Genomic DNA, 18,693 nt, shown 5'->3' with positions numbered 1-18,693 from the left:
CAGAAGAGCTAAGCAAAATTTAAGAGCACCCGTTTAGGAGATATCAGTTCCTGATCGGGTGCTCTTTTTAAGTTGTTTAGCGGATGTTTCAGCGTCGTCAGCTCATCACATAAGCGGCCAGCAGCCGGGCCGTGTTCAAGACCGCTTGCTTATGTGTCCGTTCCATGGCATGCGAAGCATGGACTCCCGGACCAATCAAAGCGGCGCGAATGTTGCTGCCCCCCCGCAGTGCCGCAGACGCGTCGGAGCCGTAGTGCGGATAGATGTCGACCGCAAAAGGAATGTTAAGGTTCTGGGCGAGCTGGATCAGTTTGCCCGTCATATCGTAGTCATAGGGCCCGGTCGAATCTTTGGCGCAGATCGACACATCCGTTTCCTTGCAGCTTAGGTCATCGCCGATCGTCCCCATGTCCACGGCAATCATTTCATGGATGCCGCCAGGAATCCAGGAGGCGCCGTGACCGACTTCCTCGTAGTTGGAGATCAGCAGCACCACATCGTGCGCCGGCTGCCATCCTTCGCGCCGGCTTGATTCCAGCAGTCCGAACAGAGCCGCAACGCTAGCCTTATCGTCAAGATGGCGGGATTTCACGTAGCCGCTTGGCGTAATGACTGGACGGGCATCAAACGCTATAAAGTCGCCGGGCATGATGCCCAGCTTCATTACGTCTTCTTTGCTGTTTACCAGTTCATCGATGCGAATTTCCATATGCTTCTCCTCGCGCATGAAATCACGGGCATCACTATAGACATGGACAGAGGGGCGTGATGTCAGGATTGTTCCTGTGTAGGTCTTGCCGCTCCGTGTATAGATCGTGCAGTATTCGTTCTCAATGCTCTGCATCATGAACCCGCCGACGGAGGTGATCGCCAGCGATCCCTGGGAGGTAATAGAACGAACCATAGCTCCCAGTGTGTCGACATGCGCGCTGAGGGCAATGCGCCGCGAGGAATCTTTCCCTTTCATCGTGATGATGGCCCCGCCTTTTTCGTTCTGTGTAACGGCAAAGCCAAGCGCTTTAGCTTCGGCTTCAATCACTTTCATGATGCGATGGGTGAAGCCGCTGGGGCTTGGTGTGTTAAGAAGCTTAGTCAGCAATTCCAGCATATATGTTTCATTGGGTTGGATGTTCATGATCAGCCTCCTCTGGTGCGGATTTTTCGTTGTCAAGAAATTCGTAGCCGGTAGCTTCTTGGATTTGCGCTAGTTTGGCGCTGAGTATTTTGACTTCCTTCTGCAGCCGGTATCCTCGGTAGATCCCGAAGGAGCCTACGATAATTCCGCCGAGCAGGGTCGAGCCTAGAATAAGTAGAATGAGCGGAATATGTACGGAATTGAACAGCAGGTTGACTTGAACCGGCTCCACGTTGATGACGGCAAATAATGCCGTGATGAGTGCGAAGACGAGAGCAAGAATGAGAGACCATTGTAGCTTCATGTTTGTGCACCTTCCTTCTTGTATACAGTGTAAAATCCCTTACCCCAAAAGGGCAAGGGATTTCTCAATGATCTAGTTATTTCGTCAAGTTCTCCATCTGCTCGACCAACTCACCAAATACGCTCATCGCTTCGCGAATCGGCTCCGGCGAAGACATATCGACGCCGGCCTTTTTCAGGATGTTGATCGAATAGTCGCTGCCCCCGCTCTTGAGGAAGCCAAGATAGCGGTCAACGGCAGGCTGGCCTTCCTCCAGAATCTGTTTGGAGAAGCTCGTCGCCGCGCTGAAGCCGGTCGCGTATTTGTACACGTAGAAGCTGGTGTAGAAATGCGGAATCCGCGCCCACTCCATCTCGATGTCCTGATCGACGGCCATCTCCTTGCCATGATACTTCACATTGAGGTCATAGTAGATCTTGGACAATTCCTGCGGCGTCAAGGACTCGCCGGATTCCGCACGTTCATGAATCAGCTTCTCAAATTCTGCAAACATCGTTTGACGGAACACCGTGGTCCGGAATTGATCGGCATAGTAGGTGAGCAGGTACAGCTTTTGCTTTGGATCGGTCGATTTATTCAATAAATAATCCATGAGCAGCGCTTCATTTGTCGTTGAGGCTACTTCAGCCAGGAAGATTGTATATTGGGCATCCCGGTATTTCAGATTCTCATCCGAGAAATAGGAGTGCAGGGCATGACCCATTTCATGCGCCAGCGTGAACATGCTGTTCAAATTATTCTTATGGTTCAGGAGAACGTATGGATGCGTGCCGTAGGCCCCCCAGCTGTAAGCTCCCGTACGTTTGCCTTCATTCTCGTACACGTCAATCCAACGATTGTCGAGGCCCTCGCGCAGCACATTTAGATAATTCTCGCCAAGCGGCTTCAAGCCGTCGAGCAGCATATCCTTGGCTTCCTCATACGAGATATCCCATTTGTATTCCTCTACAAGCGGCGCGAATAGGTCGTACATATGCAGCTCATCGACGCCGAGCAGCTTCTTCCGCAGCTGCAAATAACGGTGAAGCAGCGGGAGGCTCTCGTGAATCGTATCGATCAGATTCGTGTAAACCTCTTTTGGAATGTTATCGCCGTATAGGGACATCTCCAAAACGGAAGGATATTTGCGAACCCGGGAGTAGAACATGTTCTTGTTAATGTTGGCGCTAAGCGTAGCGGCAATTGTATTCTTCTGTTTGCCGTAGGTTTCGTATATGGCCTTAAAAGCCCGCTCCCGGACCTCCCGATTCGGATTTTCAAGAAATTGAATATAGCTGCCATGGGTCAGCTCCACTTCTTTGCCGTGCTCGTCTTTAATTTTTGGGAACTTCATGTCGGCATTGTTGATCATTCCGAAAATTTGCTGCGGCGCCTGCGACAGATTGCCGACCTGGGCCAGCAGAGCCTCCTCGGTTTTGCTGAGGACGTGCGCCTTCTCGCGCTTGATTTCCTGCAAAGTAAATTTGTAGTCGGCAAGCTGCGGATCGCTAATATAGCTGTCCAACTGCTCCTCAGGCAGAGCCAGAATTTCCGGCGTAATGAACGACAGGGCTTCGCTGACTTCGACGCTAAGCTTTTTGGCTTTCTGGACAAGAGCTTGGTATGTAGGGTTTGTCGTGTCCTGATCATGGCTCAAATGGGCGTATACGTACAGGCGTTCAATGCGCAGGGAGAGATCGTCCTCCAAAGCGAATACCGCTTTGACGTTATCAGGCGTACTCAGCTTGCCTTCGAATTCGGCCGCCTTATTCTTCAACTGCTTCAATTCTTCAAAAGCGGCGTCCCAGTCTTTCTGGCTCGGGAACAAATCTTCTAATTGCCAGCTGTTCTCTGGCTGAACTTCAGAACGTTTCGGTAATGTGGTCATGGGTATCCTCCTTTGAATTGGATAAGCCTTCGGCCGGGTATTTGCGCCGGCCATATCGCCGGGTATAGCCGCTATCAGCAGAGAGGAGGACAGCAGGAGGGGGAGCAGGGAAATGCTTTTTATTTTCATAGGAACCTCCCTCGGAATCACTTATGGAGATTGCTCTAGTATGTCCTTCTGTCCCGGAATCTACTCCGCAAAGAGCGAATAAGGAATAGATGGTCCCGTCACATCCTCCTCCAGAGTAGGCGCGCTATACCAGAAAACTGTAAATGATAAGACCGAATGCAAAGGCAATCATCAGGCTGGCAAAAATGGCAAGCCAGCGCCGGATTTTGGGCTGGACTTGATTCTTGCTCAGAATTAGCACGATACCAAGAGCGAACGCGGAAATGATAAAGATCAAATGGTTTGAACTGTCCATATCTTGATAGGTTCTCCTTTATATAAGGTAATCAGGCGGTCTAAACTTGCTTGAAGGCGTTCATGATGTCGTTCCATTCCTCTTCCCTGCCAGCGAACTCCTCTTTGGGGAAGCGGCTTTCGGCCCAGTTCATCAGTGCAGGCCGGCTAAGAAACGTATGGCATTCCTCGCCCCATTGATCGGAAATTTCCCGAAGGACGATATACTTGCCTTGAACTTCTACCGTCATCATATTCCATTTGTCTCTTTTGTATATTTCGTGTTTTTTGATCATCTTTGTCGTTCTCCGATCATCGTTTATTGGCGGTTGTATTTTTTATGTAAAATGATAACTCACGCCCGGTACGAAAGCAAATAAAAACACCGGAAGCGATTCATTAAAAAAATGCTTGTCTGCGTGGCAAATGATACGTTGCATTGTATCAAACCATGGAGTATAATATGGATATTCGTCAATGATGGCGATTATTTTTAGGAGGTTGTTCATTTGAAAGGTACAGTTAAATGGTTTAACGCAGAAAAAGGCTATGGCTTCATCCAAGTTGAAGGCGGCGAAGACGTATTCGTGCATTTCTCCGCGATTCAAGGCGAAGGATTCAAAACACTAGAAGAAGGCCAAGCCGTTGAGTTCGAAATCACCGACGGTAACCGTGGTCCTCAAGCCGCTAACGTAATCAAATTATAAGATCTCTTCCGCACTAGCGGATCACTTATAAGGTTTGGTTTCAAGAAGGCTTAAATATGAAAGACACAGCTCTTAACGGGCTGTGTTTTTTTGTTGTCTTTATTAATTCTTATTTCAAGGGAGGATAAAATGGCTGAAATGAACATCAACTCCGAACAAGGGACTTTGAGAGGTATTGTGCCCTATAGATGAACAAGAATATTGACAAGCTTCCCGAACGGATCTCTTACAAAAAAACGCCGGACCTGCCACGGTTCATCAACTGGTCCATATTCAATTGGAATCCCTGCCTTTGTTATGCGAGTATAAGCATCTTCAAGGTCGTCAACTTCAATCGACAAATCAGGCACAGGCGTCCCCGAACCTCCCTCTGAAAGAAAACTGATTTGAGTATCCATTTTTTCGTGTGAACCGTAGGTCGCAATAAATCCCATATCCATCAATTGATCAAGTTCAAGTATTTCCCCATAAAATTGCTTAGCTTTAGCAGTATCCTGTGTCTCAATGTTGGCAATAATTCTCTTGACTTTCATTTTCACATCCTCCTAAAATTTTATCCAGGTGACCAGGCATTCTTTCAATTTGTGTTAACTCTTCCTAAATATATTATATAACGAATCCGGTGGGCTGCCGAATCTGTTTTCTAATAAATACAACAAAGGAATAAATTTATTTAAAATTATAGTGGAATGGACTTCCCGGCGGTTATCATGACGGAGAGCAGTGGAGCATGTTTTTGGCTAACGCACCGGATGCTGATCGGGCAGCCAGGTATTATGGCGTGCTTGATGAATGGCTGGACTCTTCTCGTGTTATTGAGCGCGATCCGTTGGCCGAGGGGGTTGTCCAGAAGGAGCTTGAATATGCTCCTACACCAGCAAGTTATGCCCATCGTTTTGTTACGACGGACGAGGTAAACCGGTATTTGGATGAGCTTCGGCGCCAGCAGCAGTCTGACGGCGGGTGGCCGATTTCCTGGCAGGCCGTAAGTACTGCTTCAGAGCATAAGTGGCGGGGATACGTGACGATAAACCATCTCATGACGCTTCGCACATATGGGCGATTGTAGAAAAGACGGGTTGGGGAATAAAAACGGACTGGTCAAAGGATGCATCCCTGATCAGTCCGTCGTTATTTCTCTTATTCCACAATGCGCAGGATTTCCGCGACTTCCTTGCGCGGCGTCGCTTTCGGCGAGATAGCGGGATGGCCTAGCGCAATGACCATGTTCACTCCGCGGTCTTCCGGAATTTCGAGGTATTCACGAAGCTTGTCCTCTGCCAGCAGAACAGGCCCTGTCATCGGGCAGGTTGCCAGTCCCTTCGCGTGGGCTGCGAGCATTAAGTTCTGGGTAGCCAGGCAGCTGCTTTTCAAGCCTTCCTCCGTCCAAACCTCCGGTTCTACGAATGCGATAGGATCAAAGATCCGCTCCCTGAACTTAGACGTATACGGGGTAGATAGGCAGACGATCAGCACAGGGGCTCCCGCGAAAGCGGTGGCGTACGGTCCAAAGGATTTAACGAGCAGCTTGGCTTCCCTTGCCAATCCATTTCCTTCGGCACGCGCGGCAATTTCATGCAGCTTCTCCCAAGTGAAGTCCTCAATATGCTTGATTTTTTCCTTATTGACTACGGCGATAAATTCCCAAGTCTGCGAGTTCGTATCGCTAGGGGCATAGCGGGCACAATCGATGATTTCTTCGATATCCGAAATGGCAACAGGCTCCTCCGTAAAGTCCCGTATGCTTCGGCGGGTCGTGATGATGTCCCGGAATTGATAAAAATCCATAATATCCCACCTTCGTTTCATTTAACACTAGGTACTATAATCTGCTCTTAATTATAACGCATGAGGCAGGCTTTGAACAGAAGACGGTTTTATGGCGTATTCATTATAGGTCATGATGAGCCGCCGAGTGACTGCTGTGCACCTTTGCCTTGGGTCTGTAAAAATAACGGCTGGCAAAGCCGATAAAAGCCAGTAAAGAGGTGCCCATGGCCGCAAAATAGAAATTCTCCCTGCCAAAATGCTCAAATACCATGCCGCCGAATGCCCCGCTGCATAGTCCGGACAAGCTTGACCACATGACCGTAAACAGGGCAAGTCCGGTAGCCTGAAATTGGGCCGGAATGAGGCGGGAGAGCATGCGTATGGCCGTAACATAGAAAATGCCGAAGGAGACTCCATGCATTAATTGAATAAGCAGTATGCTGGTTGCCGAATCTGAGATTCCTACCAGCATAAATCTTAAGGCGAACATCAGGCTTGCCAAAAGTAACAGAGGAAGCTCCTTGAATTTCGCGCCATATTTGGTGAGCAGCAAAAAAATCGGAATTTCCGAGAAGGCCGACAGGAGCATGGCCCAGCCGACTAGTTCCTGTCCGGCACCGAGGTCATGCAGCGAGATGGACAGGAAAGCATCGTTCATTCGCATGCCTAGTGCTAGGCAAAATACGCAGCCCAGGAACCAGAGCAGCTCTTTCTGCTTAAGGATCGATAAGACGCCGGAGAAATTAACCCTCGCTACGCTGGTTGCCTGATCTTTGACGAATAGCGTCAGGAACAACGCCGTACCTGCTATAATCATCGATACCCCCATAGTTGTGACAGAAGGTATGGTTGACAGTACATAACCGATCAGCAGTGCAAAAATCGCAAAGCCGATCGAACCGAAAATGCGGATCGACACAAAGTTCTTCTTGTGGCGGTTTGCTGTCGAGATCGCGATCGAGTCGGATAGCGGAAGCACGGGGTAGAAGAAGGAATAGTACAATGTAATAATGATCATAATGACCGCAAATTTCGTCGTCATAGAAAGGAAAAAGGACATTAGCAATTGGCCCGTCAGCAGGATGAGGAGTATTTTCTTAATGGTGCGGAAGCGATCGCTTGCATAGCTCCACAGCAGATTGGATATTAACGAGATCATCGGGCCGACGGCGTAGATGTAGCCGATCTGTGTTCTGGAAAACCCCAGGTCTGCATAAAACAAAGGGAAATAAGAAGCTACCAGCGCACTGGTTCCATAAATCGTAAAAATAAGGGCTCTGAGCCAGGATACTTCCGAGCGGGCCAAGTGTTGTGATTTCATCTTTAGATCCGTACTCCGTTCCGGTAATTTAAGTCATACATCTCTTGGGTTGACATGCAACATGGTTAGTATATCATAACCGTAACTAAATAAGTTTTGTAAACCTATTAAATTCGTTATAATATAGTTTAGCAATATACAACACTCGGGTAGGGGAGGATCAGCGTGTATCAATCCTGCTTTGTGTACGACGAAAGATTGGATATTCATGTACCGTCTCTTGATCGGCCTTTTGAAGATTACGGCGTTGAGGAAAGGCTGGCGATGATCGAAAGCTGGGAGAACATTCGGGGACGGATACCGACCAAGGTCATGGCGCTGGAGCGTCTGATCGAACGGAAACTGTCTGAGATGGGGAATGAGAACGATTTTGAGAAGAGCTGTCAAATCAATGGAGAAATCGCGGAATTAGCCAGCCAGATTCACGATCTCCAGATATGGTACCGGGTCTCTCAGGATGAGCCGACGGCCAGAACTCATCTGTGATTTAGTTAATTTGTACAAAGAGAGGGATCATATTATAATATAGACTGGTTTAAAACTCGCTATATCTAAACAACCTAGTGGAGGCAGGCCATTGATTGAACTTAAGCAAAGTCGAAACCAGTTTCCTAGAGAGCCGATCAGGCTGATGAGCCGGGTATACAAGTTCATTTTGCCCGATGTTCGCAAGGAGCTTAACGGCTGGAGGAAGGAAGCGGGAATGATCCCCGACCCTGAGCTAAGAAGACAAGCGCTTGCTAGTATTGAGACGAAGGAGTTCCACTGCCAGGGGGGCGCGGTTTATGCGGCTGCCAATTTGCCGAAGCGCCATATACTGATCCCCTTAATCGTAGCCTTTCAGACGATCAGTGATTATTTGGATAATCTTTGTGACCGCAGTACATCGATGGATGAGGGGGACTTTCGCCTGCTCCATCAAAGCATGCTGGACGCCATTGACCCGCAGGCAGAGCTAACCGATTATTACGCACTTCGGGAGGAACGCGAGGACGGGGGGTATTTGCGCCGTCTTGTCTTAACCTGCCAAGACCGGATTAGGGAACTGCCCGGATATCATGCAGCCCAGCCATTCGTTGCCGAGCTGGTACAGCTGTACACGGACTTACAGGTGTACAAGCATATTGATCCCAACCTCCGCGAGGCTGCACTCCTTTCATGGTGGGAGCTTCACCAATCGCGGGCGCCCCAGTTGAAATGGAACGAGTTTGCGGCGGCAACGGGCTCAACCCTAGGCGTATTTATGCTGTTTCTGTCGGCAAGCGACGAGCAACTCAGCGAGACGAGCGCACAGAAGATCCAGGATGCTTATTTTCCTTATGTATGCGGAGTACATATAATGCTTGACTATTTGATAGACCAGGCAGAGGATGAAATTGGCGGAGATTTGAATTTCTGCAGCTATTACGATAATAAAGAAACTATGCTTCAACGCATTGTATTTATGGTCGATGAGGCCCGGAGGGATGTCGCCGTTCTGCCGGCTTCGTCGTTTCACGTGATGATTATCGAAGGACTGCTGGCTTTGTATCTATCCGACCCCAAAGTCAGTGAGCAGCAAGAAATTCGAGGGGTTTCCAGGCAATTGATGAGACGAAGCTCGCTCATGCGATTGTTCTTCTTCGTGAACAGCCGCTGGATCCGCAAACGTTTGAAATAGCTTGTTTTTACATTGCAGAACTAAGCAGATGCTTACGAGGCAAAGTTTTGCTTCACAATAACTTAGCGGATGCTTACGAGGCAGTTTTGCTTCACAAAACTTTTAGGAGGAATCATTATGTCAGCAGTAAAAAAAATCGCAGTTCTCACCAGTGGCGGTGACTCCCAAGGCATGAACGCCGCCGTACGCGCAGTCGTACGCAGCGGATTATACTACGGGCTTGAGGTATTCGGAGTGCAACGGGGGTATCAGGGGCTGCTCAATAATGACATCTTCTCCATGGATCTAAGAAGCGTAGGCGATATTATCCAGCGCGGAGGTACGATTCTTCAATCGGCGCGCTGCGTGGAATTCAAAACGCCCGAAGGCCAGCAGAAGGGTGCTCAAATTTTGCGGGATCGCGGCATTGACGGCCTGGTCGTCATTGGCGGTGACGGCTCTTACCATGGCGCTGCGAAGCTTAGCCAACTGGGAATCAAAACGATGGGCCTTCCAGGCACGATAGACAACGATATTTCCTTTACCGATTACACCATTGGTTTCGATACTGCGGTAGGCATCGTAGTTGACGCCGTTAATAAGCTGCGGGATACGATGTCTTCCCATGAACGGGCATCGGTCGTTGAAGTGATGGGACGCCACTCCGGAGACATTGCCCTGCATGCGGGATTGGCCGCTGGCGCGGAGACGATTCTTGTTCCAGAGGTACCGTTTGATTTGAACGAGGTTGCGGACCGGATGAGATCGAATTTTGATAACGGCAAGAGACATAGCATCGTTATCGTAGCAGAAGGCGTAGGAACGGGAGAGGAAGTCGTCAAGGCTATCAAGGAGCGCCAGCCGTCCCTGGAGCCTCGCGCTACGGTTCTCGGCCATATTCAGCGCGGCGGGTCTCCGACTCCGTTCGACCGTAATCTGGCGAGCCGCCTTGGAGACTTTGCTGTTCGCAAGCTGATTGAAGGCGAATCGAACAAGGCCTGCGGCATGATCGGCGGCGAAATGATTCTGACCGATATTGAGAAGGTCGTATCGACCAAGAAATCGTTTGATATGAGCCTGTATGAGCTGGCATCCCGTCTGTCCCAGTAATGGGCTGGCGGTTGCGTGCTGATTGCATAACCGAGAAATGCAAAAGGGAAATCCATGTGAGTCAAGTCACTCACTGGATTTCCCTTTTTGTATTTCTCACCATGCGATTCATGCAAAAGCCTGGCGACTGTTCCCAGCCGGTCAGGATCAGGTGATAACTAGATGTATTTCATACAGTTAGTTCATCGGCTTTGGCCGTGTTAATGAGAACTAACTGCAAACCCTACATTTAGTTTTAAGCTATTTCGACGAACTAGCTCCATTCAGGAAAACTAACTGCATGTTTTACATTTAGCGCAAGTATTTTTTAAAAAAGAGCTTAACTAGATGTATAACATACATTTCGAACTAAAATACGTTACGAATATAAACTTTCATGGCCTAGAAAGCTGCATTATTGGGGTCTGTCAAGATTTTTGTGTAAACTCATTTCAAGTAATTCCCCGAGGGGGATTTAGCCTGCTTAACGTAAATGGTTACCGATGCGTTCCGGGAAAAAGATGGAGAACTCCAGCCCAGCGCATCTGTCCCCAGTTTTGGACTCGACCTAGTAATTGTCATACGATGAGAAACTAGTATTCAAGCAGTCAGTAATACGACCGATGATCTGCCCTTCGGTCCGGGGAACATCCTAACATCGCACGGCCACTCCGAATATAGATGGTATGGAACACTTAGTGACCAGCGTGTTAGCCTCGTACGAGCGACCTGTTTGGAAGAGGCTGAAGAGGCTACGCTAACGGTTGTCATCGCGCTTAATCGTCCCTAAAAGAGGGGGGGCTTTTCTAACGGTTGTCTGAGCGCTTATTTGGACGAAATAGCCCCTCTGCCTACGAAAAACCGTAAATAGGCTCGATGGCAACCGTTACATTTTGTTAAACCCCACTTTTACCCAAATAACGTCACTCACAACCGTTAGAATTTGCAGCTCACGACCATCAGGATTTCCGATCACTTCCAACCACAACCTCCCGGGCAGTAACCAGCTGATTTACCTTAATGAAAGCCCGCAGTTGTTCTTTGACCAAAGTCCCACGTGTTCTCCCTATCTTTCTGTTACTTCCACTTTAATGGGCTTAGGAGTTTACACAAACTATTTTACAGACTACATTATTTCAGTATTCTGTATGAATGACCTAACCTACCTAATCGCAACCTAACCTAATCCACTCCACTCTAATCTATTCTAATCTCTTAAGCCTGTTACTCTGTTAGGCTCATTCATCACTTCGACTCTGACAGAAGCGCTCGCCTCGCGAATTTGCGCTGGACGGCCAGAAGGCGGCCGGTGAGCAGTACAGCGGCTACGGCCAGCCCGGATATGAGCCCAACCCAGTAACCATAGGCGCCTTGATTCGCATAATTAGCCAACACGTGGCCCAGCGGCAAGCCGATAATCCAGAAGGCGAGCAGGGTGATCCAGAATGCAGGATTCACATCCTTGTAACCGCGCAGCGCGCCTTGAATTGGCGTGGCAATTGCATCGGACAGCTGGAAGAAAATCGCGTAGATTAGGAAGTGCATGATCAGCTGGACGACCTCCGGCTCGCTGGCATAAATCTGCGCTACATTTTGACGGAACAGCATAATGATCAAGGCGGTGGCCACCGATAAAGCGGCTGCTGATCCTATGCCAATGTATGAATACTGCTTCGCATCCTTTAAACGTGAAGCGCCGGTTTCGTAGCCGACTAGAATCGTCAGGGCCATGCAGATGCTCAGCGGAATCATGTACAACGTGCTGGCAAAGTTAAGGGCAGCCTGGTGCGCGGCGATGGTGAGCGTATCGAAACGGCTCATCAGCAGCGTTACCGCAGCAAAGACGGCGGTTTCGAAGAAAATCGCGAATCCGATCGGCACGCCCAGCTTCATAAGCTCCTTCCACTTCGCAAGCGATACGCCGTACCATTTGCGGAACACGCCATAGGAGGCAAATGGCTCTGCCTTATGGACGATCAGAACCGATATCAAAAAGATGCACCAGTAAGCAAAAGCAGTGGCAATCCCCGAGCCTATTCCTCCTAGTCTTGGGAAACCCAGTTTTCCGAATACAAGCACATACCCGGCTCCGACGTTTAGCGGCAGGGAAATCAGCGTAATGATCATCGATATTTTGGTCTGGCCGAGCGCGTCAATAAACGAACGCATAACGATGTAGCCAAACAGAGGGAAGATGCCGGTTGATATCGCCACGAGGAAATATTGGGCGATATGATGCACTTTAGGTTCCAACTCCATCCCATTAAGCACCGGTGTTACGGTGAACATGCCAATGAGCGCAACGGCCGCGGCGATGGCGATCGAGAGCCAAAGCGCCTGAATGACATGATACGCTACTTTGTCTTTATGTCCTGCGCCGATCAATTGCGATACGATCGGAATCAGCCCCATCAAAATTCCGCTGAGACCGGTTTGGACAGGGACCCACAGGCTGGAGCCGATCGCAACGCCAGCCAAATCGGCAGGACTGGCATGTCCCGACATCATCGTGTCAAAGAAGGTCATAAGGGACATCGTAATTTGCGTTACTAGAATAGGAATAAGTATGATGATAAACTGAGCATATTTTTGCCGAAGATTGATGGTTTCTTTCAAGCCTAATTTCTCCTTAGCCCGCCCAAACCAAAACCCGGGCGGGTCGCCCGGGCCATGTCGGATGGCATTTATTTATAGGTTACGCCGGATGTATACCGGTTGGATGCATTCCATAGCAGATATTCATCGACGTTCAATTCCTTGAGCGCGCGGATTTGTTCTTCCACTTCATGCTTGCCGTACTTGGTGTAATGGCCTTTGCCGAGCCAGCTTGCCGTAAAGTCCTGAATCCATGGCCGAATCACAGGCTGTTTGTCGCCTAGCGGCTCCAGCTTCTTCTGCGTATCGATTGTTGCTCCCCGTATCGTTTGATATGGGGCCTTGTCGGGATCCTTAGCATTAAACCAGCCGGTCGTATAATGGCTAGGATATATCATTGGGCAGATGATGTCTACATTTTCCGATATTTTCACGAAATCCTGGCCGATCCCCTCGGCAGCAGGCACGGAAGCCGCATAACCGAAAATATCGACGGATACCTTGACGCCAAGCGGTTGGAGTTCTTCTTTTGCATATTTTACGAAGGAGGTTACCGCGTCCACGCGGCTGCGCTCATCCTTGTGATATTTTAAAGTGTCCGCTCTTTTCTCGAACCCTTCGGGGAACCGCACGTAGTCAAACTGTATCTCCTTAAAGCCCAGCTTGGCAGCTTCTTTGGCTATTTCCACATTATATTCCCATACTTCCTTGCTGTACGGATTGACGAAGGCTTCCCCATTACCATTGGCCCAGACGGAGCCGTCACTATGTACAAACGATAATTCTGGATGTTTCTTTGCAAGCACGCTGTCCTTAAACACGACAACGCGAGCTATAGGGTAGATTTCATGTTTATCGAGACGTTCCATCAGCGCGTCCATGTTACGAATGAAGGGCTGGGGCTGACCCAGCTCTTGAAGCTTGGTATTATCCGTCTTATAAGTAATGTAGCCATGATCATCCTTAACGTCGATAACCATGGAATTCAATTCGGTGCTGTCCAGCAAGTCGATCAGCTGGTCCATACGGGAACCGCCGGCACTGTAAGCCGTTACGTAGATCCCCTTTACGACTGGAGCGGCTGTTTGAGGCTGCACAGCCAGCATTGAAGGTGAAAGCGGAGCGTCCAGCCGTCCCTCGGCGGCATTGGCCAGGAAGGTATGATAGGCTGATTGCATAATGCCCGGCATTTTGCTGTTTGAAGCGTCTGTGTGAGCCGGGGAAACATCCCCACCTGTACCCGCGCTCAGAGCCAGCAGTAAAATCGTCCAAAAGATGTTCATCGTCTTCTCTCCCCATAAGATACACGTTCTAAGATGATTATAATGGATGTTTGTTGCTCATAATAAACAGTTTTGTTATTGTTTGCGAAAAAATAACCGCGGCTTTACTCATTAACACGGCAATGCCTGGTTGAAACCGATATCCAGAAATGCAGCCATGGAGATCATCATAAGTACAAGCTCAAAATTCCAAAAAAAGGCCGCTTCTTCTGCCAAGACAAAAGAAAGCGGCCTGTGGGTGTTGCTATAAGGCTGAAGCTCGCCGAAACTAATATTTAATGAAGCAAATTAGTATCTTGAAGCTCGCAAATGCTGAATTGAATAATCTCCATCGCATCATTCGGTTCCAATAACTTCATACCGTCCCGAAGGATGATCATGGAGTCAAGCTCCTTCTCGTTAAAGAAAGGAAGCATATCGGGGAACCACTTCATGACGATTTGTGCCAGTTTTACCGTTTCCATTTCCACATCATTCACCCTTTCCTTCTAGAATCATTCGTGTAGAGAATCATTCTTAAATGGAAAAGCACAAAGCCTGTGAAATCGGGTAAAGCTGAAATCTTATGAAATTGACGAAGGAACCGCGCATAATTCATTATATCATATCAAATATATTTTGACATCGAGTACAGGCCTGTGGGAAAATTTACTTTTTTCTGAACGAACCCATAACGCCCACGGTTTCTACAATGTTCACGAACGCTGCGGGGTCGGTCTGTTTAATGATATTTCTAAGCTCAGTCAGTTCGTAGCGGGTCGTTACGGTCATCAGCATATCCTTTTCTTTGTGGGAGAATGCGCCTTGTGTCTTAATGAGAGTCACCCCGCGCGGAAGCTTCAAAAGTCTGCTTAGCAGTTCGTCGGTTTTGTCCGTTATAATGAACAGGGTAACCTTAATATGGCTGACATGAAGGAGATCGACCACTTTGCCGCTGAGGTAAATCGATACCATGGAAGCAAGGGCCAGATTCCAGTCCCCTTCAATATAACCCATGGCCAAAATGACGATAGCGTTCATCGAAACGAGCACGCTGCCGACCGGGAAGTCGCGGTATCTCGTAATGATCGAGCCTATGATATCAAAGCCGCCGGAGGATCCTCCCGCCCGAAACGATATTCCGCTGCCGATCCCGACGAGCACGCCCCCGACGACCGCGGACAGGAATGCATCGGTCGTAACCGGGATTTCGTGAACAGGGATCAATGCGATGAACCAGGTTACGGCGGCGACGGAAAGAATGCTCAGCAGGATGAAGCGTCTTCCAAGCAGAAACAGTCCTGCAATGAGAATAGGAATATTGTATACGAGATACATGGTCCCGATGCTTAAGGGCGTAAAGTAACCGGTCAGCATGGATAATCCGGAGACCCCGCCGCTAAGCAGGTGGTGCGGGACGAGGAATAGATTGAAGCCGGCTGCGATCAACGCCGCTCCGAACACGATGACTAGGCTGTTCCAGATTGTTTTGAGCATCGTAAAATCACCTCTTATGGTTGTGAAAATAAGCCAGGCAGCTTGCTGGTGTTCTTTTCATGTTTTGTGCTATAATGTTTGAGATATTCTTGAGTAGGTATCCTTTTCCATGTTAAATGGGAAAGAATGTATTAGTGATCTGAACCGAATCTTCCGAAGATCCGTATGCTATGTAAAATTTATGGGCTGATGGGACAGCCTATAAACGTCCAATGCTACTTAAGAATACAGTCAAGATGGTGGGAAGTCCACTATATAGAAGGAGTATGAATATTTTGAGCACATTTGCAGATTTCGGCCTAGAGCCTAAAGTTCTACAGGCTATAACAGAACTCGGATTTGAAGAGGCGACCCCGATTCAAACCAAATCAATTCCTATTGCTATGACAGGTCGCGACCTCATCGGACAAGCACAAACGGGAACAGGCAAGACGGCGGCGTTCGGTCTTCCGCTGATCAACAAAATTCCAGCTAATGAAGATCGGATCGTAGCGCTGGTCATGGCCCCTACCCGGGAGCTTGCTATTCAGGTAGCCGAAGAAATCGGGAAGCTGTCCCGTTTCAAAGGCATCCGTTCCCTGCCGATTTACGGGGGACAAGACATCGTCCGCCAAATTCGCGCATTGAAGAAGAAGCCTCAAATCATTATCGGCACCCCTGGCCGCTTGCTCGACCATATTAATCGCAAGACGATTAAGCTTGACGATGTACAGACTGTCGTACTGGATGAAGCCGATGAAATGCTGGATATGGGCTTCATGGAGGATATTCAGTCGATTCTGAAGCTTGTCCCCGAAGAGCGCCAAACAATGCTATTTTCCGCTACAATGCCAGCAAATATCCAAAAGCTTGCCCAGCAATTTCTTAAAAACCCGGAGCATGTTTCCGTTATTCCAAAGCAAGTTAGCGCACCGTTAATCGATCAGGCGTACATTGAAGTACATGAGCGCCAGAAATTCGACGCGATTACGCGTTTGCTGGATATGGAATCACCTGAACTGGCTATCGTGTTCGGACGGACGAAGCGGCGCGTGGATGAACTGGCTGAAGCTTTGCAGAAACGCGGCTATTCTGCGGACGGCCTTCATGGCGACTTGTCTCAGAACCAGCGCGATAACGTAATGCGCAAGTTCCGGGATGGCAGCATCGATGTGCTTGTGGCTACCGACGTGGCAGCACGTGGATTGGACGTATCTGGCGTAACTCATGTCGTTAACTTCGACCTGCCGCAAGATCCGGAGAGTTATGTACACCGTATCGGCCGTACAGGACGGGCTGGCAAGGAGGGCGTAGCCTGGTCTTTCGTTACGCCTCGCGAGATCGACCATCTTCACTTCATCGAGCGGATCACCCGCCAGAAGATCGCCCGTAAGCCGCTGCCATCCATTGCCGAGGCGATTGAAGGGAAACAGCGCATTACAGCAGAACGCCTGATCGAGCTTGTGGAAGCAGCCGAACTGAACGAATACAAAGGAATCGCCATTTCGCTGCTGGAGCAATACGATTCGGTTAACCTGCTGGCAGCCGCGTTTAAGCTCATTACCGGAGACAAAGGAGATAAAACGAATATCGAGCTGACTCCAGAGGAGCCGATTCGCGTTAAACGCCGCAAGCCGGACATCCGTTCCAGCGGACGCAAGCCGTATGGATACGGCGGCAACCGCAGCGGAGGCGGCGGATACCGGAGAGATAATCGCGACGGCGGCGGCCGTGGAGGTTATGGCAGCAAAGGCGGTTATAACAGAGACGGGGGAAGGGATTACCAGTCTTCCTCGGATCGTAAGCCGCGTCCTGCAAGCAGCGGCGGGGACCGTAGACCGCCAAGACGCAACGACAATCCTTCGTACGACGCTTAATGAACAATTAGCATGATATAGCAAAGAAGACGGAGACGCTTGCTGGCGCTCCGTCTTCTTGCTTATAGGAGATTAGATCAGAATGGAACGGCTCACAATAACGAGCAGAATGAACAACACCAGAATAGTACCTGTGGAAGTCCAGAAACCGCCACAAGATGGACCTACACCCGACATGAGATAACCTCCTTTAAAGATGTTTGTTAAGAAGTTACGGTATATACTATGGCGTATTCGTTCATCTAGTTTAGACGCTTACCTAGAACATGTTAAAATAGGCGCTGGATAGTGCTCATTTAATCATGTATAGTATTATTAATAGACATAAACCTTACTGGAGGGAGATTTTTTTTTGGAATACAAAGGACTAATGAGCGGTTTCTACAAAGTAACCGAGTGGATCATGAGAATATCGGGAAGCAATTTGCTCTGGCTTCTCTGTTCGTCGCCTTTTTGGTTTTTCGTGCTAACGGGATTGTTAACCCCGGACATCGAAATGTGGATTCAAATCGCTTGGATTTTAGCCGTGTTGGCACCGTTTACATTGTTCCCGGCTACAGCGGCGCTATTCTCAGTGACGCGTAAATGGGTAATGGGTGACACGGATGTGAGCGTTATTAAAGTGTACTTCAAAGGGTACAAAGAGAACTACAAGCAGAGCATGATCGGTGGAATCTTCTATACTTTGTTGATCATCGTCATGATCGTCGACTATAACGTATATATGAAGCAATTCGCCAACATGCAGATTATCGGCATCATCATGTTGATTTTCTTGATCTTGCTGTCGGTTTCCTTATTCAATTTCTTTTCATTGGTGGCCCATTATCACTTGAAAACTTCGCTTCTTATTAAGAATGCGATCCTGCTGACCATCCTCCGTCCGTTCCGCGTGTTATCGACGGTGCTTTGCGTCATTGCGCTGGGATTCATTACGATGCAGTTCACATGGCTGATCTTGTTCGGCTTCGGTACGCTCGCCGCATTCGTTGCCTTCTACAATTTCAATGTCAGTTATAACAAGCTTCAGGAGAAGGTGGAGAAGATGCGCGTAGCGGAGGAAGGCTCGAAAGACGGCGAAGAAGACAGCACCGACGCTGAAGGAAACGAAAGAACCGGGAATGACCGCGAAGATCGCGACCATGCCGGAAATGCAGAAGAGCCAACGGCTGAACTGCCGGATGACAGCAGTAAGGATCAGACAAAATCCTAGGCCGAGTTTACAAATTTTACAAACCGCCTATATTAG

General features: G+C 48.8%; 20 protein-coding genes. 7 read left to right on the top strand and 13 right to left on the bottom strand.

All coding sequences use genetic code 11. The features are described 5' to 3' along the window. Positions 1-97: 97 nt before the first annotated feature. From GNP95_RS01350 to GNP95_RS01335, 5 genes are all read right to left on the bottom strand, one after another. Positions 98-1,135, bottom strand: coding sequence for a M42 family metallopeptidase (locus tag GNP95_RS01350; protein ID WP_155609128.1), 1,038 nt, complete (start codon positions 1,133-1,135; stop codon positions 98-100). Beyond that, positions 1,116-1,439, bottom strand: a complete 324-nt coding sequence (locus GNP95_RS01345; RefSeq protein ID WP_155609127.1) for a LapA family protein — start codon at positions 1,437-1,439, stop codon at positions 1,116-1,118. Before GNP95_RS01345 ends, GNP95_RS01350 begins: the two co-directional genes overlap by 20 nt. A 76-nt stretch (positions 1,440-1,515) precedes the next feature. After that, positions 1,516-3,306 carry an oligoendopeptidase F gene (pepF, locus tag GNP95_RS01340; RefSeq protein WP_155609972.1) on the bottom strand — a complete coding sequence of 597 codons (1,791 nt, stop codon included), beginning with the start codon at positions 3,304-3,306 and terminating at the stop codon, positions 1,516-1,518. Positions 3,307-3,559: 253 nt separating this feature from the next. Continuing rightward, the gene (locus tag GNP95_RS25660) at positions 3,560-3,730 is read right to left on the bottom strand and encodes a hypothetical protein (RefSeq protein WP_196427037.1); all 171 of its coding nucleotides are present in this window, start codon (positions 3,728-3,730) and stop codon (positions 3,560-3,562) included. 40 nt (positions 3,731-3,770) lie between these two features. Further along, entirely contained in the window at positions 3,771-4,004 is a 234-nt protein-coding gene (locus GNP95_RS01335; protein ID WP_155609126.1) for a hypothetical protein, read from the bottom strand. Between the two features lie 213 nt (positions 4,005-4,217). On the opposite strand from GNP95_RS01335, the gene GNP95_RS01330 reads away from it, so the two are divergent. Further along, a complete protein-coding gene (locus GNP95_RS01330) occupies positions 4,218-4,415 on the top strand; it encodes a cold shock domain-containing protein (protein WP_009222768.1) in 198 nt (65 codons plus the stop codon). Positions 4,416-4,597: 182 nt separating this feature from the next. Here the strand turns inward: GNP95_RS01330 and GNP95_RS01325 are convergent, their stop codons facing one another. Then, positions 4,598-4,948 carry a VOC family protein gene (locus GNP95_RS01325; protein WP_155609125.1) on the bottom strand — a complete coding sequence of 117 codons (351 nt, stop codon included), beginning with the start codon at positions 4,946-4,948 and terminating at the stop codon, positions 4,598-4,600. 197 nt (positions 4,949-5,145) lie between these two features. Here GNP95_RS01325 and GNP95_RS01320 point away from each other — a divergent pair, with 197 nt between their 5' ends. Further along, positions 5,146-5,484 (top strand): hypothetical protein, encoded by a 339-nt coding sequence (locus GNP95_RS01320; RefSeq protein ID WP_196427036.1) that lies wholly within the window; start codon positions 5,146-5,148, stop codon positions 5,482-5,484. 71 nt (positions 5,485-5,555) lie between these two features. On the opposite strand, the gene GNP95_RS01315 is transcribed toward GNP95_RS01320, so the two are convergent. Together GNP95_RS01315 and GNP95_RS01310 are read right to left on the bottom strand one after the other, a co-directional pair. After that, positions 5,556-6,203: a nitroreductase family protein gene (locus GNP95_RS01315; protein ID WP_155609124.1), complete on the bottom strand. Its 648-nt coding sequence runs from the start codon at positions 6,201-6,203 to the stop codon at positions 5,556-5,558. Between the two features lie 103 nt (positions 6,204-6,306). Next, on the bottom strand, positions 6,307-7,506 hold the full coding sequence (locus GNP95_RS01310; protein ID WP_155609123.1) for an MFS transporter: 1,200 nt from the start codon (positions 7,504-7,506) through the stop codon (positions 6,307-6,309). A gap of 165 nt (positions 7,507-7,671) precedes the next feature. On the opposite strand from GNP95_RS01310, the gene GNP95_RS01305 reads away from it, so the two are divergent. The 3 genes from GNP95_RS01305 (at position 7,672) to pfkA (ending at position 10,255) form a co-directional block, all read left to right on the top strand. Beyond that, positions 7,672-7,992 (top strand): hypothetical protein, encoded by a 321-nt coding sequence (locus tag GNP95_RS01305; protein WP_213588866.1) that lies wholly within the window; start codon positions 7,672-7,674, stop codon positions 7,990-7,992. Positions 7,993-8,083: 91 nt separating this feature from the next. Beyond that, positions 8,084-9,166, top strand: coding sequence for a tetraprenyl-beta-curcumene synthase family protein (locus tag GNP95_RS01300; RefSeq protein ID WP_155609122.1), 1,083 nt, complete (start codon positions 8,084-8,086; stop codon positions 9,164-9,166). Between the two features lie 117 nt (positions 9,167-9,283). Beyond that, positions 9,284-10,255, top strand: a complete 972-nt coding sequence (gene pfkA / locus GNP95_RS01295; protein WP_155609121.1) for a 6-phosphofructokinase — start codon at positions 9,284-9,286, stop codon at positions 10,253-10,255. 1,224 nt (positions 10,256-11,479) lie between these two features. Here the strand turns inward: pfkA and GNP95_RS01290 are convergent. The 4 genes from GNP95_RS01290 to GNP95_RS01275 form a co-directional block, all read right to left on the bottom strand. After that, positions 11,480-12,850: an MATE family efflux transporter gene (locus tag GNP95_RS01290; RefSeq protein WP_155609120.1), complete on the bottom strand. Its 1,371-nt coding sequence runs from the start codon at positions 12,848-12,850 to the stop codon at positions 11,480-11,482. A gap of 68 nt (positions 12,851-12,918) precedes the next feature. Further along, entirely contained in the window at positions 12,919-14,112 is a 1,194-nt protein-coding gene (locus GNP95_RS01285) for a putative glycoside hydrolase (RefSeq protein ID WP_155609119.1), read from the bottom strand. Positions 14,113-14,387: 275 nt separating this feature from the next. Further along, entirely contained in the window at positions 14,388-14,576 is a 189-nt protein-coding gene (locus GNP95_RS01280) for a hypothetical protein (protein WP_155609118.1), read from the bottom strand. A 184-nt stretch (positions 14,577-14,760) separates the two neighbouring features. After that, entirely contained in the window at positions 14,761-15,588 is an 828-nt protein-coding gene (locus tag GNP95_RS01275; protein WP_155609117.1) for a YitT family protein, read from the bottom strand. Between the two features lie 275 nt (positions 15,589-15,863). Between GNP95_RS01275 and GNP95_RS01270 the strand changes: the two genes are divergently transcribed. Beyond that, the gene (locus GNP95_RS01270) at positions 15,864-17,444 is read left to right on the top strand and encodes a DEAD/DEAH box helicase (protein ID WP_155609116.1); all 1,581 of its coding nucleotides are present in this window, start codon (positions 15,864-15,866) and stop codon (positions 17,442-17,444) included. A 72-nt stretch (positions 17,445-17,516) separates the two neighbouring features. Here GNP95_RS01270 and GNP95_RS01265 read toward each other — a convergent pair whose 3' ends face one another. Beyond that, positions 17,517-17,621 carry a sporulation protein YjcZ gene (locus GNP95_RS01265; protein ID WP_155609115.1) on the bottom strand — a complete coding sequence of 35 codons (105 nt, stop codon included), beginning with the start codon at positions 17,619-17,621 and terminating at the stop codon, positions 17,517-17,519. Positions 17,622-17,796: 175 nt separating this feature from the next. Between GNP95_RS01265 and GNP95_RS01260 the strand changes: the two genes are divergently transcribed. After that, entirely contained in the window at positions 17,797-18,657 is an 861-nt protein-coding gene (locus GNP95_RS01260) for a YesL family protein (RefSeq protein ID WP_155609114.1), read from the top strand. Positions 18,658-18,693 lie beyond the last annotated feature (36 nt).

This window comes from Paenibacillus woosongensis, from assembly GCF_009725165.1.
Classification (GTDB): Bacteria; Bacillota; Bacilli; order Paenibacillales; family Paenibacillaceae; genus Fontibacillus; species Fontibacillus woosongensis.
The sequence above is the reverse complement of the archived record's forward strand: the minus strand, read 5'-3'. Positions and strand labels throughout refer to the sequence as shown.

Excerpts from the sequence above, each read along its gene's own strand:
- GNP95_RS01350 (WP_155609128.1), bottom strand. The coding sequence starts at position 1,135 with ATGAACATCCAACCCAATGAAACATATATGCTGGAATTGCTGACTAAG.
- GNP95_RS01345 (WP_155609127.1), bottom strand. The coding sequence starts at position 1,439 with ATGAAGCTACAATGGTCTCTCATTCTTGCTCTCGTCTTCGCACTCATC.
- pepF (WP_155609972.1), bottom strand. The coding sequence starts at position 3,306 with ATGACCACATTACCGAAACGTTCTGAAGTTCAGCCAGAGAACAGCTGG.
- GNP95_RS25660 (WP_196427037.1), bottom strand. The coding sequence starts at position 3,730 with ATGGACAGTTCAAACCATTTGATCTTTATCATTTCCGCGTTCGCTCTT.
- GNP95_RS01335 (WP_155609126.1), bottom strand. The coding sequence starts at position 4,004 with ATGATCAAAAAACACGAAATATACAAAAGAGACAAATGGAATATGATG.
- GNP95_RS01325 (WP_155609125.1), bottom strand. The coding sequence starts at position 4,948 with ATGAAAGTCAAGAGAATTATTGCCAACATTGAGACACAGGATACTGCT.
- GNP95_RS01320 (WP_196427036.1), top strand. The coding sequence starts at position 5,146 with ATGTTTTTGGCTAACGCACCGGATGCTGATCGGGCAGCCAGGTATTAT.
- GNP95_RS01315 (WP_155609124.1), bottom strand. The coding sequence starts at position 6,203 with ATGGATTTTTATCAATTCCGGGACATCATCACGACCCGCCGAAGCATA.
- GNP95_RS01310 (WP_155609123.1), bottom strand. The coding sequence starts at position 7,506 with ATGAAATCACAACACTTGGCCCGCTCGGAAGTATCCTGGCTCAGAGCC.
- pfkA (WP_155609121.1), top strand. The coding sequence starts at position 9,284 with ATGTCAGCAGTAAAAAAAATCGCAGTTCTCACCAGTGGCGGTGACTCC.
- GNP95_RS01285 (WP_155609119.1), bottom strand. The coding sequence starts at position 14,112 with ATGAACATCTTTTGGACGATTTTACTGCTGGCTCTGAGCGCGGGTACA.
- GNP95_RS01280 (WP_155609118.1), bottom strand. The coding sequence starts at position 14,576 with ATGGAAACGGTAAAACTGGCACAAATCGTCATGAAGTGGTTCCCCGAT.
- GNP95_RS01275 (WP_155609117.1), bottom strand. The coding sequence starts at position 15,588 with ATGCTCAAAACAATCTGGAACAGCCTAGTCATCGTGTTCGGAGCGGCG.
- GNP95_RS01265 (WP_155609115.1), bottom strand. The coding sequence starts at position 17,621 with ATGTCGGGTGTAGGTCCATCTTGTGGCGGTTTCTGGACTTCCACAGGT.